The organism is Pseudomonas sp. NFACC02, from assembly GCF_900110765.1.
Classification (GTDB): Bacteria; Pseudomonadota; Gammaproteobacteria; order Pseudomonadales; family Pseudomonadaceae; genus Aquipseudomonas.
This window is the reverse complement of the sequence record NZ_FOEO01000004.1, coordinates 103,177-118,234: the sequence shown is the minus strand read 5'-3', so window position 1 is coordinate 118,234 and position 15,058 is coordinate 103,177. Positions and strand designations below refer to the sequence as shown.

Annotated in this window: 10 protein-coding genes; 8 read left to right on the top strand and 2 right to left on the bottom strand. The window is 60.3% G+C overall.

From position 1 onward, the window contains the following. Window positions 1-186: 186 nt before the first annotated feature. Window positions 187-999 (top strand): exodeoxyribonuclease III, encoded by an 813-nt coding sequence (gene xthA / locus BMY73_RS05620; RefSeq protein WP_092405647.1) that lies wholly within the window; start codon window positions 187-189, stop codon window positions 997-999. 150 nt (window positions 1,000-1,149) lie between these two features. Here xthA and BMY73_RS05615 read toward each other — a convergent pair whose 3' ends face one another. Next, the gene (locus BMY73_RS05615; RefSeq protein WP_092405645.1) at window positions 1,150-2,382 is read right to left on the bottom strand and encodes an acyl-CoA dehydrogenase; all 1,233 of its coding nucleotides are present in this window, start codon (window positions 2,380-2,382) and stop codon (window positions 1,150-1,152) included. Between the two features lie 192 nt (window positions 2,383-2,574). Between BMY73_RS05615 and BMY73_RS05610 the strand changes: the two genes are divergently transcribed. From BMY73_RS05610 to BMY73_RS05580, 7 genes are all read left to right on the top strand, one after another. After that, window positions 2,575-3,522 (top strand): LysR family transcriptional regulator, encoded by a 948-nt coding sequence (locus BMY73_RS05610; RefSeq protein ID WP_092405643.1) that lies wholly within the window; start codon window positions 2,575-2,577, stop codon window positions 3,520-3,522. 224 nt (window positions 3,523-3,746) lie between these two features. Further along, on the top strand, window positions 3,747-4,130 hold the full coding sequence (locus BMY73_RS05605) for a MerR family transcriptional regulator (protein WP_092405641.1): 384 nt from the start codon (window positions 3,747-3,749) through the stop codon (window positions 4,128-4,130). Between the two features lie 50 nt (window positions 4,131-4,180). Beyond that, on the top strand, window positions 4,181-5,080 hold the full coding sequence (locus BMY73_RS05600; RefSeq protein WP_092405639.1) for a hydroxymethylglutaryl-CoA lyase: 900 nt from the start codon (window positions 4,181-4,183) through the stop codon (window positions 5,078-5,080). A 722-nt stretch (window positions 5,081-5,802) separates the two neighbouring features. Next, the gene (locus BMY73_RS05595) at window positions 5,803-6,966 is read left to right on the top strand and encodes an isovaleryl-CoA dehydrogenase (RefSeq protein ID WP_092405637.1); all 1,164 of its coding nucleotides are present in this window, start codon (window positions 5,803-5,805) and stop codon (window positions 6,964-6,966) included. Between the two features lie 16 nt (window positions 6,967-6,982). Continuing rightward, window positions 6,983-8,590 carry a carboxyl transferase domain-containing protein gene (locus tag BMY73_RS05590; protein ID WP_092405635.1) on the top strand — a complete coding sequence of 536 codons (1,608 nt, stop codon included), beginning with the start codon at window positions 6,983-6,985 and terminating at the stop codon, window positions 8,588-8,590. Between the two features lie 19 nt (window positions 8,591-8,609). Further along, on the top strand, window positions 8,610-9,431 hold the full coding sequence (locus BMY73_RS05585) for a gamma-carboxygeranoyl-CoA hydratase (protein WP_092405797.1): 822 nt from the start codon (window positions 8,610-8,612) through the stop codon (window positions 9,429-9,431). Continuing rightward, window positions 9,431-11,419, top strand: coding sequence for an acetyl/propionyl/methylcrotonyl-CoA carboxylase subunit alpha (locus BMY73_RS05580; RefSeq protein ID WP_092405633.1), 1,989 nt, complete (start codon window positions 9,431-9,433; stop codon window positions 11,417-11,419). The genes BMY73_RS05585 and BMY73_RS05580 overlap by 1 nt, the downstream gene beginning before the upstream one ends. Window positions 11,420-11,539: 120 nt before the next feature. On the opposite strand, the gene BMY73_RS05575 is transcribed toward BMY73_RS05580, so the two are convergent. Beyond that, entirely contained in the window at window positions 11,540-15,025 is a 3,486-nt protein-coding gene (locus BMY73_RS05575; protein WP_092405631.1) for an indolepyruvate ferredoxin oxidoreductase family protein, read from the bottom strand. Window positions 15,026-15,058: the final 33 nt, after the last annotated feature.

Sequence of the window (15,058 nt, the reverse complement as noted above, 5' to 3'; positions counted from 1 at the left end):
CGCCACGTAAGGGCGGGTTCATGGTACCAAGCGTTCGAGTGGTGGGCCGTGATGACAGTTCCAACGACTTTCCAGTCATTCCCCACAGCGTAGCAGTCCGACGATGACGGAGATTGGCCGTGAGACTGGCCGTTGGCAGGCAGGTCAGCTAGCATCGCTGTTTGTTTTTTGCCAGGACTGCCGTCTATGAAAATTGTGTCTTTCAACATCAACGGCCTGCGTGCCCGCCCGCATCAGTTGGCGGCGCTGATTGAAAAACACCAGCCTGACGTCATTGGCCTCCAGGAAACCAAGGTCTCGGACGATCAGTTCCCGCAAGCCGAAATCGAAGCGCTGGGCTACCACGTGCACTTCCACGGGCAGAAAGGTCACTACGGCGTTGCCCTGCTCTCTCGCCTGGCGCCTCTGTCGCTTCATAAAGGCTTTGACACCGACGACGAAGACGCCCAGCGGCGATTCATCTGGGGCACCTACGCCGACCGCAACGGCCTGCCAGTGACGATCATGAACGGCTACTTCCCGCAGGGCGAAAGCCGTGACCACCCCACCAAATTTCCGGCAAAGACCAAGTTCTATGCCGACCTTCAGCAACTGCTGGAAACCCGGTTCTCCAACGATCAGCCACTGGTGGTCATGGGCGACGTCAACATTTCGCCAGAAGACAGCGACATCGGCATCGGTCCGGACAACGCCAGGCGCTGGCTGAAAACCGGCAAGTGCAGCTTCCTTCCGGAAGAGCGCGAGTGGATGGCCAGGCTCAAGAACTGGGGGCTGGTGGACAGCTTCCGTCATCTGTACCCGGAAGTGGTGGACCAGTTCAGCTGGTTCGATTACCGCAGCCGCGGCTTCGAAGACGAGCCCAAGCGCGGCCTGCGCATCGACCTGATTCTGGCGTCCCATGGCCTGCAGCCACGCATCCAGGCCGCTGGCGTGGATTACGACCTGCGCGCCATGGAGAAACCCTCGGATCATGCGCCGATCTGGCTTGAACTGAGTTGAACTGAGTGGGGGCTGAGTCTCGGCGGCGCTCCTTCGTCCGGCATCCATCCTGAACAGCCACTGACCCGTGAGTGGCTGTCACCTCGCCGTAACGCCGCAGGCTTGTTCTCCGCCCTCCCTGGCCCCTGATGCCCCAAAGGCTTGGCCGGATCAGCGATGCTCGCTGCGCATCATTTCTTTGGGCACGTACTTGCCGATTTCGTATTTACCGATCGCAGCGCGGTGGACTTCATCCGGGCCGTCGGCCAATCGCAGGGTGCGTTGCATTGCATACATGTAGGCCAGCGGGAAATCGCCAGATACCCCCGCTCCGCCGTGGATCTGGATCGCCCGGTCGATAACCCTCAACGCCACATTCGGCGCAACCACCTTGATTTGCGCGATTTCGCTTTTGGCGACTTTGTTCCCGACGGTGTCCATCATGTACGCCGCTTTCAGCGTCAGCAGGCGCGCCATGTCGATCTCCATGCGCGAGTCGGCAATCTTGTCGATGTTGCCGCCCAGCCGCGCCAGGGGTCGGCCGAACGCCGTACGCTCAACCGACCGTTTGCACATCAACTCCAGTGCACGCTCAGCCATGCCGATTGAACGCATGCAGTGGTGAATCCGCCCAGGGCCTAAACGCCCTTGAGCGATCTCAAACCCGCGGCCCTCGCCCAGCAACACGTTGTCGTACGGCACGCGTACGTTATCGAACAGCACTTCAGCATGACCGTGGGGCGCGTCGTCGTAGCCGAACACCGGCAGCGGCCGCACGATCTTCACGCCCGGCGCATCAGTGGGCACCAGAATCATCGAGTGCTGCTGATGACGAGGTCCGTCAGGGTTGCTCAAGCCCATGAAAATCATGATTTTGCAGCGCGGGTCGCAGGCGCCCGACGTCCACCATTTGCGACCGTTGATCACCCACTCGTCGCCGTCGCGCTCCGCACGGGCCGCCATGTTGGTGGCGTCCGACGAGGCGACGTCCGGCTCGGTCATCGCGAACGCCGAGCGAATTTCGCCACGCAGCAACGGCTCCAGCCATTGCTGTTTCTGCGCCTCGCTGGCGTAACGCACGAGCACTTCCATGTTGCCGGTGTCGGGCGCCGAGCAGTTGAACGGCTCAGGCCCTAATAAAGACCGGCCCATGATCTCCGCCAGCGGTGCGTATTCAAGGTTGGTCAGCCCGGCACCCCGTTCCGATTCGGGCAGAAACAGGTTCCACAACCCTTCGGCTTTTGCCCGCGCCTTGAGCTCCTCCATGATCGCCGTCGGCTGCCAACGGTCCCCTTCTGCCACCTGCCGTTCGAACACAGGTTCGGCCGGGTAAACGTGTGCGTCCATGAACGCGGTCACGCGCTCGCGCAGTTCCTGGACCTTGGGGGAGTAAGCGAAATCCATGGGCAGCTACCTTCTGATGAGGTGATTCAAGTCATGGGACGATGCTAGAGCAGGCCTTTCCATTTATCTAACCTATTCTCGGCGTGTATTAACATTCATAACCGATATATGATCACGCCACTTCTTGAACGACAGTGCCAAGTCGGGACCAAACGACAGACCTATAACAAAAGCAGCATGAGGCGCACAGCAATGAACCTGAGCAAGGTCGATCTCAATCTCTTTATTGTGTTTGACGCCATCTATACGGAAGCCAATCTGACCCGCGCCGGTCAGATCGTCGGCATCACCCAACCTGCGGTTTCCAATGCCCTCGCGCGTTTGCGGGAAACCTTCAATGACCCTCTGTTCGTCCGCACGGCTCAAGGCATGGTGCCCACGCCGATGGCGCAGAACATCATCGGTCCCGTGCGTAATGCCCTCTCGCTGTTACGGGTTTCGGTGCAGGAGAGTCGTACCTTCAATCCGCTGCAGGCCAACAAGAACTACCGCATCAGCATGACCGACCTGACCGAGGCGATTATCTTGCCGGCGCTGTTTCAACGGCTTCGTCGACTCGCGCCTGCAGTGACCATCGAAAGCTTTCTGTCCAAACGCCGGGAAACCACCAAAGAACTCGCGGCTGGACGGCTTGACTTTGCGGTGGACGCGCCGCTCAACACCGATCCGCAAGTGCGGCATGTCAAGTTGATGGAAGACAACTTTGTATGCGCCATGCGCAGAGGCCATCCGCTGGCCGGTAAGACGGCCATTAGCCTGGATGACTATCTGTCAGTCGCCCACATTCACATTTCCAGTCGCCGCAGCGGTTTGGGTTATGTGGACCTGGCACTGGGGAAAATGGGTATTCAACGCAAAGTCGCCCTGCGTTCGCAGCATTACCTGATGGCGTCACAAGTGTTGCAACAGACTGACATGGTCATGACCGTTCCGGAACGCTTCGCGCGCCGTAACGACCTGCATTACGTGCACTTGCCCGTGAACGATGTGCCCGCCGTGGAAACCCATCTGTACTGGCACGAAAGCACTGACCAGGATCCGGCGAACCGATGGATGCGCGAGCAGATCATCGAGCTTTGCCAACTGGTTGTCGCTCAGGAAAGGAAACTTGAGAGATCACTTGAAGGAGCAGTTAAATAAATTAAATCAATTGGTTATCTATAGCTCTTAACGTCAGTTAGAGCTATTTCACGCCATGAACTTGTTGGTTGCCCGGCGCCATGTCAGCGTTTCGGGCGTTCTGACATGACGCCTGCACCCTCCCGCCGTCCGTTACAGATCGAATGATGGTGCTCATGCCAGCTTGACGTTTACGTCAAGGTCGCCGTACGTTAGCTCGACGCCTTTTTCGCAAGAGCCTCTCCATGAGCAATCCGACTTACAGTATCTCCGACCTGGCGCGCGAGCTGGACATCACCACGCGCACCATCCGCTTTTACGAAGAACAAGGCATGCTGAGTCCCGAAAGGCGTGGCCTGGAGCGCATCTATTCGGCGCGCGATAAGGTCACACTCAAGTTGATCCTGCGCGGCAAGCGCATCGGCTTCTCGCTTGCCGAGTGCCGTGATCTGATCGGCCTTTACGACCCGACCGGGGATAACCAGAAGCAACTCACCACCATGCTCGTGAAGATTGCAGAGCGCCGCGCCCAGCTCGATCAACAGCTGCTGGACATTGAGCAAATGAAGCTGGAGCTGGATACCGCTGAAGAACGCTGCAAGGCGGCGCTGAAAAAAACCGTTCAATAACAGAAAGATACATTCCATACCTGGAAAGTCGTTGATAAAGGATACCTGCCATGCCCCTCCCACAACGCGTACGCCTGGTAGAGGTCGGCCCAAGGGACGGCCTGCAGAATGAAGCCCGTCCGATCGATGTCGCCGACAAAATCCGCCTGGTGAATGACCTGACCCAGGCCGGTCTTGGCTACATCGAAGTCGGTAGCTTCGTCTCGCCCAAATGGGTGCCGCAAATGGCAGGCTCCGCAGACGTGTTCGCCGGCATTGAGAAAAAGGAATGCGTCACCTATGCCGCGCTCGCGCCTAACCTGCGCGGTTTTGAAGACGCATTGACCGCAGGCGTCAAGGAGGTTGCGGTGTTTGCCGCCGCCTCGGAATCCTTTTCCCAGCGCAACATAAACTGCTCGATCAGCGAGAGCCTGGATCGGTTTCTGCCGATCATGGAAGCCGCTCGTCTGCACGGCATCAGGGTGCGTGGTTACGTGTCCTGCGTGCTGGGTTGCCCCTATGAAGGCACTGTGTCGCCCAAACAGGTCGCTGCCGTGGCCAATGAACTGTTTGCCATGGGCTGTTACGAAGTGTCACTCGGCGACACCATCGGCACGGGGACGCCAGGCGCCACGCGCGAGTTGTTCAATGAGGTCGCCGGCCAGATACCGCGCAGCAAACTGGCCGGGCATTTCCACGACACCTACGGTCAGGCGCTGGCCAACCTCTACGCGAGTCTGCTGGAAGGCATTCAGGTCTTCGACAGCTCGGTCGCCGGGCTGGGCGGCTGTCCCTACGCCAAAGGGGCCACGGGCAATGTCGCCACCGAGGATGTGCTTTACATGCTCATGGGGCTGGGCATCGACACCGGTGTGAATCTGGACATGCTGATTGCCGCCGGGCAACGCATCAGCGACGTGCTCGGCCGGGCCAACGGTTCGCGGGTGGCGAAAGCACGTTTGTCGGGCTGACGTGCGACAACTTGTCACACAGTGTTACCCTCGTCGGTATTGAGACACCGAAAACGGGTAACACGGAAACACCGGGTCACGATTTCAAAGACCCACCGATTTCAAATTTTTCTCCGAAGCCCCGTTTTCCGGGCTCTCGCCAGGATTCATAAAAAGTTGGCATGGCTTCTGCTATGTCTTACGTACAACAAAAATAACAAATGGCAGCAACCCAATAAAAACAAGACGTAACGGCTCTGACATAACAAGAACAACACGGACAGAGGCGTAGCTAACTGATTTTTTTGGAGTGGATCGCTTTGTGAGGCGTTGGCCTCTCGACCGTACCGAGAACAATAAAACTACCTTCAGGTAGCGACCGAACGGGTTGAATCGCAAGATCGAAGCAGTATCAGCGCTCAAAAAAATACGTTTGCTCTTGATCCCGCATGGGGGTCGCTCAAAAAAGCAAAAAAGGTCTGGCCACCAAAAACAACAACAGGCCGCCTAAAAACAAAAAAGAGCATGCAACTGAACTTGAAGGGGAGCCCAGGCTCCCCTTCGTGCTGTCTGGCGTTCGAAAAACGTTTCTCTCCTCCCCCATCAGATCTCCCGCCCGAATCCTGAACCCCGGTCATCGGCTGCATTGACATCGGCCTGAGCCAAGGTTTACGTTAACGTAAAGGTGACACTGAATATTGCCTCTGTCAGCCCCTCCAAAAACAACAAGGGAACGCCGTCTCATGAATTACCCCACGCTCAATTTCGGCCTTGGCGAGACGCTGGACATGCTGCGCGATCAGGTGCAGGCATTCGTGGTCGCTGAACTTGCGCCTCGCGCTGCACAGATCGACAAAGACAACCTGTTCCCGGCCGACATGTGGCGCAAATTCGGCGAGATGGGCCTGCTGGGCATCACCGTCGATGAACAATACGGTGGCGCCGGTCTGGGTTACCTGGCCCACGTGATTGCCATGGAAGAAATCAGCCGCGGCTCTGCGTCCGTAGCACTCTCCTACGGGGCGCATTCGAATCTGTGCGTCAATCAGATCAACCGCAACGGCAATTCCGAACAGAAAGCACGCTACCTCCCCAAGCTGATCAGCGGCGAACACGTCGGCGCCCTTGCGATGAGCGAGCCCAACGCCGGTTCCGACGTCGTGTCGATGAAATTGCGCGCCGACAAACGCGGTGACCGGTTCGTGCTCAATGGCAGCAAGACCTGGATCACCAACGGCCCGGACGCCAACACCTACGTGATCTACGCCAAGACCGACCTTGAAAAAGGCGCTCACGGCATCAGCGCGTTCATCGTCGAGCGTGACTGGAAAGGCTTCTCGCGCAGCAACAAGTTCGACAAATTGGGCATGCGCGGCTCGAACACCTGCGAGCTGTTCTTCGACGACGTGGAAGTCCCGGAAGAAAACCTGCTGGGTGCGTTGAACGGCGGCGTCAAAGTGCTGATGAGCGGACTGGATTACGAACGCGTCGTGCTCTCCGGCGGGCCGACCGGGATCATGCAGGCGTGCATGGACGTGGTGCTGCCTTACATCCATGACCGCAAACAGTTCGGCCAGAGCATCGGCGAGTTCCAGTTGATCCAGGGCAAAGTCGCCGACATGTACACCCAGCTCAACGCCAGCCGCGCGTACCTGTATGCCGTGGCCCAGGCGTGTGAGCGTGGCGAAACCACCCGCAAGGACGCCGCCGGCGTCATTCTCTACAGCGCAGAACGCGCCACCCAGATGGCACTGGACACCATTCAGATCCTCGGCGGGAACGGCTACATCAATGAGTTCCCTGCCGGACGCCTGCTGCGGGATGCCAAGCTGTACGAGATCGGCGCTGGAACCAGCGAAATCCGGCGGATGCTGATCGGCCGTGAATTGTTCAACGAAACCCGCTGACAGCGCCGGAGGCAGCATGGCAATCCTGCACACACGCATCAATCCGCGCTCGGCGGAGTTTTCCACTAACCGTACCAGCCTGCAAAAACAGGTCGACGATTTGCGCCAGTTGCTGGCGCAGGTCCACGAAGGCGGCGGCGCCAACGCGCAAGAGCGCCATACCTCACGCGGCAAGCTGTTACCCCGCGACCGCATCGACCGATTGCTGGACCCAGGCTCCGCGTTTCTTGAAATCAGCCAGTTGGCGGCTTACGACGTTTACGGTGAGGACGTGCCGTGCGCAGGCGTGATCGCTGGCATTGGCCGGGTCGAGGGCGTCGAGTGCATGATCATCGCCAACGACGCGACGGTGAAAGGCGGCTCGTATTACCCGCTGACGGTCAAAAAACACCTGCGCGCCCAGGCCATCGCCCAGCAAAACCGCTTGCCCTGCATCTACCTGGTTGATTCCGGTGGCGCCAACCTGCCGCGCCAGGACGAAGTGTTTCCGGACCGCGAGCATTTCGGCCGCATCTTCTTCAACCAGGCCAACATGAGTGCTCAGGGAATCCCGCAGATCGCGGTGGTCATGGGCTCATGCACAGCGGGCGGCGCTTATGTGCCCGCGATGGCCGATGAAGCCATCATGGTCCGCCAGCAGGCGACCATCTTTCTGGCGGGGCCACCGCTGGTGAAAGCGGCCACCGGCGAAGTGGTGAGCGCCGAAGACCTGGGCGGTGCCGACGTGCACTGCAAAGTCTCCGGCGTCGCGGATCACTATGCCGACAGCGATGAACATGCGCTGGAACTGGCACGCCGCAGCATCGCTCACCTCAACTGGCGCAAACAGGGCGAGCTGCAACGGCAAACGCCACAGGCGCCCCTTTACCCCAGCGACGAACTGTATGGCGTGATTTCCGCCGATCCCAAGCAGCCGTTCGACGTGCGCGAAGTGATCGCCAGACTGGTCGATGGCTCGGTGTTCGATGAGTTCAAGGCGCTGTTCGGCACCACGCTGGTCTGTGGTTTCGCCCACCTGAATGGCTACCCGATCGCAATCCTCGCCAACAACGGCATTCTGTTCGCCGAAGCGGCGCAAAAAGGCGCGCACTTCATCGAACTGGCCTGCCAGCGTGGCATTCCCCTGCTCTTCCTGCAAAACATCACCGGCTTCATGGTCGGCCAGAAGTACGAAGCAGGCGGCATCGCCAAGCACGGGGCCAAGCTGGTCACCGCCGTCGCGTGCGCCAGGGTCCCCAAGTTCACGGTGATCATCGGCGGCAGCTTCGGCGCCGGGAACTACGGCATGTGCGGTCGCGCCTATGACCCGCGCTTCCTGTGGATGTGGCCCAACGCGCGCATCGGCGTCATGGGCGGCGAACAGGCGGCGGGCGTCCTGGTGCAGGTCAAGCGGGAGCAAGCGGAACGCGGCGGCCAGACGTTCACCGCCGAGCAGGAAGCCAAACTGAAACAGCCGATTCTTGACCAGTACGAACATCAGGGTCACCCCTACTACTCCAGCGCCCGGTTGTGGGACGACGGCGTGATCGATCCGGCGCAGACCCGCGACATTCTGGCCCTGGCGATCAGCGCTGCCCTTAACGCCCCCATCGAGGCAACACGCTTTGGCGTGTTCCGCATGTGACCCGAGGATGACGCCTTTCATGAACGTCAATGATTTCGACACGCTGGAACTTGAATTCGACCCACGGGGCTTTGCGACCTTGTGGCTCAATCGCCCGGAAAAGAACAATGCCTTCAATGCGCAGATGATTCGCGAGCTGATCATCGCCCTCGACCGGGTACAGAGCGACGCCCGCTTGCGCTTCCTCGTACTGCGGGCGCGGGGCAAACACTTCAGCGCCGGGGCCGACCTGGCCTGGATGCAGGAATCCGCCAACCTGGACTACAACACCAACCTGGGGGACGCCCGGGAACTCGGCGAGCTGATGTACAACCTGGCCAAGCTGAAATTGCCTTCCCTGGCCGTGGTGCAAGGCGCGGCCTACGGCGGCGCCTTGGGCCTGATCAGTTGCTGTGACATGGCAATCGGCGCTGACGACGCGCAGTTTTGCCTGTCGGAAGTCAAAATCGGACTGGCGCCTGCGGTGATCAGCCCGTTCGTGATTCAGGCGATCGGTGAACGCCACGCCCGGCGCTACGCACTCACCGCCGAACGTTTCAATGGCATGCGCGCGCGGGAGATCGGGTTGCTCGCCGAGTGTTATCCAGCATCAGAACTTGAACAGCAGGTCCAGCACTGGATCGACAACCTGCTGCTCAACAGCCCTCAGGCCATGCGCGTCAGCAAGGATCTGCTTCGCGAAGTCGGTCATGGCGAGCTGACGCCCGCACTGCGCCGTTACTGTGAAAACGCCATTGCCAGAATCCGGGTCAGCCCGGAGGGTCAGGAAGGCTTGCGAGCCTTTCTGCAAAAACGCGAGCCTGCCTGGCGCAATGACAATAAGAACGGAGAGTCACGCTGATGGACGCGAATAAACGCATCGCTTTAACGTCGGTGCTGGTCGCCAACCGGGGCGAAATTGCCTGCCGGATCATGCGCACCGCCCACGCCATGGGCCTGACCACAGTCGCGGTTCACAGCGAGGTCGACCGTAATGCCCGGCATGTGCGCGAAGCCGACATCGCTGTGAATCTGGGCGGCAGCAAAGCCGCAGACAGCTATCTGCAGATCGACGCGTTGATTGCCGCTGCTAAAAACAGCGGTGCCCAGGCGATTCATCCCGGTTATGGATTCCTCTCGGAAAACGCCGGATTTGCGCGCGCTGTCGAGCAAGCCGGCCTGGTGTTTCTGGGACCACCTGCCTCCGCCATTGACGCCATGGGCAGCAAATCAGCGGCTAAATCGCTGATGGAAGCGGCGGGCGTTCCCCTCGTCCCCGGTTATCACGGCGAAGCACAAGACGCTGCAACCTTCCGCGAAGCGGCCGCGCGTATCGGTTATCCGGTGCTGCTCAAGGCCACCGCGGGCGGCGGCGGTAAAGGCATGAAGGTCGTCGAACGCGACGAAGACCTGGCCGAAGCGCTGGCGTCCGCGCAACGAGAAGCACAGTCGTCGTTCGGCGACTCTCGCATGCTGGTGGAAAAATACGTGCTCCAGCCTCGTCACGTCGAAATCCAGGTGTTTGCGGATCAGCACGGTCATTGCCTGTACCTCAACGAACGGGATTGCTCGATCCAGCGTCGCCATCAAAAGGTGGTCGAAGAAGCGCCCGCACCGGGACTCAGCCCGGCATTGCGTGCCGCGATGGGACAAGCGGCCGTGAGGGCTGCGCAAGCGATCGGCTACGTCGGCGCTGGCACGGTGGAATTCCTGCTGGACGCCCGTGGCGAATTCTTCTTCATGGAGATGAACACGCGCTTGCAGGTCGAACACCCTGTGACCGAGGCGATCACGGGGCTGGATCTGGTCGCCTGGCAGATTCGCGTTGCGCAAGGCGAGCCGCTGCCCATCACGCAGGATCAGGTGCCGTTGAACGGGCATGCGATCGAGGTAAGGCTGTACGCTGAGGACCCGACCCATGACTTCCTTCCGGCCACCGGCCCGCTGACGTTGTATCGGGAATCGGCGTCGGGCCCGGGACGCCGAGTGGACAGCGGCGTCAGTGAAGGCGACGACGTTTCGCCCTTCTATGACCCGATGCTGGGCAAACTGATTGCCTGGGGCGAGGACCGCGGACAGGCGCGTTTGCGCCTTCTGTCGATGCTTGACGAATTTGCCGTCGGCGGCGTGCGGACCAACCTCGCGTTTCTGCGCCGGATCATTGCGCACCCGGCATTCGCTGACGCGGAGCTGGATACCGGTTTCATTCCCCGCTATCAGGCCGACCTGTTGCCACCCTCAGACGCGTTGTCGGACGCGTTCTGGCAAACCGCCGCGATCGCCTGGCACCTCAGCACACCGGCCAGGGTGCGCCGTGACGATCCACATTCGCCTTGGTCGGGGGCAAACGGCCTGCGTCTGGGGCTGCCTGCCGCGATGGTCATGCACCTGAGCTGCGCCGCAGAACACCGCGCCATTCGCCTGCACGGCGAGGACCTGTGCGATGTTCAGTGGCTCGGCGAGCAGCTTGTCATTGAGCGCAACGGCGTGCGGCGCCAGACGCGAGCGATGCGTCGCGGCGACACGCTGTACCTCAGTTGGCAAGGCGAGTTGCACACAATCACACGCTACGATCCGATAGCAGCCGTGGAAGCCAGCCACACCCACCAAGGCGGGCTGACCGCCCCCATGAATGGCAGCATCGTTCGGGTTTTGGTCGAAGTCGGTCAATCGGTCGAGGCAGGGACACCTCTGGTAGTGCTGGAAGCCATGAAAATGGAACACAGCATCCGCGCGAGCACGGCCGGGACGGTGTCGGCGTTGTACTGCACAGAGGGTGAAATGGTCAGCGAAGGGACGGTGCTGGTGGAGCTGGCCGACATTGCCGCCGTCACTGCCAAGGCGTCTTGAACACCGTCCGTATCGCCGCTTGAACGCAAAATGCCGGTGGGAGCGACTGCAGTTGCTCCCACCGGCATCGGTGCGTCACCTCGAAGATGAGGCGGGTCACTGACCCGCACCATCGCTTTCTTATGCCGCGACTTCAAACAGCTTCGGCAACTCCACTTCCCCGCTGATCAGGCTCTGACGCATCCGCGCCGCCTGCAGCGCCGCTGCTTTCATCGCGGCCTCCTTCACATGACCGTACCCGCGTATACGCTCGGGCAGACGCGCCAGACTCAGCGCCGTATGGCGATTCCCGGCATTCAACTGCGCCAGAATCAGTTCGACGTCGCGTACATAAGTGCCGATCAGGTCGCGCTCTTGACGACGTTCCAGGCTGCGACCAAACGGGTCAAACGCGGTGCCACGCAGGAATTTGAACCGGGCCAGCACCTCGAACGCCTTCAACATCCAGGGGCCGAAGCTGCGTTTGCGCGGCGCGCCGCTGTTCGGGTCGCGCTTGGCGAGCCACGACGGTGCCAGATGAAACTCCAGCCGGTAGTCACCTTCGAATTGCGCCTGCAACTGCCGAGTGAACTCGCCATTGCTGTAAAGCCGCGCGACTTCGTACTCGTCCTTGTAGGCCAGCAGCTTGAAGTAGTTGAACGCAACGGCTTCGGTCAATACAGGTTGCTCACCCGGAAACAGCCGCGCTTCGGTAACACGCACTTTGTTCACCAACGCCAGATAGCGCTCAGCGTAAGCGCGGTTCTGATAGTCGCCCAAGGTCTTCGCGTTATTGGCCAGGCGCTCTTCCAGGCTCAGCGCTTCTGGAGACTGAGCCGGCGCAGCGTCCGGGTTGGCCGCTGCCTGCACCGCGGGCAGATCGAATGCGGCACGGCGGCCCCACAGAAACGCCTGCTGGTTCAGATTGACCGCCACACCGTTGAGCTCGATGGCTTTCTCGATGGCGGCAGAGGTCAGCGGAATCAGTCCAAGCTGATACGCATACCCCAACATGAACAGGTTGCTGGCGATGCTGTCGCCCATCAGTTTAGTGGCCAGATCCGTCGCCTGAACGAAATGGGTCTTCTCTTCACCCACGGCTTCGAGGATCGTCTGCATCATGGCGTCGGCCGGAAATTCAGCGTCCGGATTGCGGGTGAATTCGGCCGTCGGCGTCTGCTGACTGTTGACCACCGCGTAGGATTTGGCGCTGTTGAGCTTGGCAATCGCATCGGGGCCCGACGACACCAGCAGATCGCACCCCAGCAACAGGTTCGCTTCACCGGCGGCGATACGCACGGCGAACAGGTCTTCCTGCCGTGCCGCAATACGGATATGACTGACCACCGGACCGAACTTCTGCGCCAGGCCGGCCTGATCGAGCACGCTGCAGCCCTTGCCTTCCAGGTTGGCCGCGTACCCGAGCATCGCACCCACGGTGGTGACGCCCGTGCCGCCGACACCCGGCAGCAGGATGTTGAAGGGCTGATCCAGGCTTGGCAGCGTCGGTTCGGGCAGTTCGGCAAACGCCTGCGCTTGCTTGGGCAGTTGCGGCTTGCGCAACTTGCCACCATGGACCGTCACAAAGCTTGGGCAAAAGCCTTCCACGCAGCTGAAATCCTTGTTGCAGGCGCTCTGATCGATCTCGCGCTTGCGCCCTTCGGCGGTTTCCTTCGGCAGAATCGACAGGCAACCTGACTTCGCACCGCAATCGCCACAGCCTTCGCAGACGGCGGGGTTGATGATCGCGCGCTTGTCCAGGTCCAGCATCGTGCCGCGCTTGCGGCGACGGCGTTTCTCGGTCGCGCAGGTCTGGTCGTAAATGATCACCGAGACCCCTTTGAATTCGCGCAGCTCTCGCTGCACGCTGTCCAGGTCACGGCGATGGTGGAAGGTGGTGATCGGCGCGAACTGTTCACGGCTGGGGTATTTGTCCGGATCGTCCGACACCAGCGCGATGCGCTGCACGCCTTCGTTGAACACCTGACGACTCAGTTGATCAACGCGCAGCACGCCATCGATCGGCTGGCCGCCGGTCATGGCCACGGCGTCGTTGTAGAGAATCTTGTAAGTAATGTTGACCTTGGACGCCACTGCGGCGCGCAATGCCAGATGACCCGAATGAAAATAGGTGCCATCACCCAGGTTCTGGAACACGTGCGGCGTTTCAGTGAACGGCGCCTGGCCAATCCAGGTCACGCCCTCACCGCCCATCTGAGTAAAGGTGTCGGTTTCGCGGTCCATCCAGATGGTCATGTAATGGCAGCCAATCCCCGCCAGCGCGCGACTGCCTTCAGGCACTTTGGTGGAGCTGTTGTGCGGGCAACCTGAGCAAAAATGTGGCGTGCGCTGGGTGTTGAACAGCGGCGCGGCCAGTGCCTTTTCCTTGTCCTGGAGAAACTGCAGACGCGCTTCGATTTTGGGGCTGCTGTAGATCGGCGCGAGCCGTCTGGCGATGACGCGGGCAATCATCGCCGGCGTCAATTCAGCCAGGTTTGGCAGCAATGAGCGGCCTTCTTCGTCGAACTCGCCTACCACGCGCGGGCGCTGATCCACCGGCCAGTTGTACAACTGACCGGTTAACTGGTCTTCGATCACGCTGCGCTTTTCTTCGACGACCAGGATCTCGTCAAGCCCTTCGGCGAAGTCGTGCACCGACACCGGCTCCAGCGGCCAACTCATGCCAACCTTGAGCACCCGGATGCCGACCGATGCACACAGCGCCTCGTCAATGCCCAGCTCTTCCAGTGCCTGACGAACGTCCAGATAGGACTTGCCCGTGGTGATAATGCCCAGACGAGGCTGCGGCGAATCGATCACCACTTTGTTGAGCTGATTGGCGCGGGCGAAGGCACGGGCTGCATAAATCTTGTAGGTGTTCAGACGGGCTTCCTGCGCCAGCGGCGGGTCTGGCCAGCGGATGTGCAAACCGTCTTTGGGCAACTGGAAGTCATCGGGAATGCGGGTCTGGATGCGCAGTGGATCGACTTCCACCACGGCCGAAGAATCGACGTTTTCAGCGATGGTTTTCATCGCTACCCAGCACCCGCTGTAGCGCGACAGCTCCCAGCCGATGATGCCGTAATCGAGGATTTCCTGAACGTTGCTGGGGTTGAGCACCGGAATCATCGAGGCGATAAACGCATGCTCGCTCTGATGCGCGATGGTCGACGATTTGCAGCCGTGGTCGTCGCCCGCGAGAATCAACACCCCGCCATTATCGGCCACACCGGCCGAGTTACCGTGCTTGAACACGTCACCGCACCGGTCGACACCCGGGCCCTTGCCGTACCACAGCGCGAACACGCCGTCGTATTTGCCGTGGGGAAACAGATTGACCTGCTGGCTGCCCCAGACCGCCGTGGCCGCCAGTTCTTCGTTGACGCCAGGCTGGAAGTGAATGGCATTTTGCTGAAGGTAGTCCTTCGCGTCCCACAGACTTTTGTCCAGATTGCCCAGCGGCGAGCCGCGATAGCCAGAAATGAACCCGGCGGTGTTCAAGCCGCGCGCTTCATCGCGTTGCTTCTGCAGCATGGGCAGACGGGTCAACGCCTGGGTTCCGGTCAGGTACAGATTGCCGGTTGCGAGTCGGTACTTATCATCCAGACGAATATCAGCCAAAGACATTCAGGCACTCCTTTGTTTTTATTAGTGCGTTTT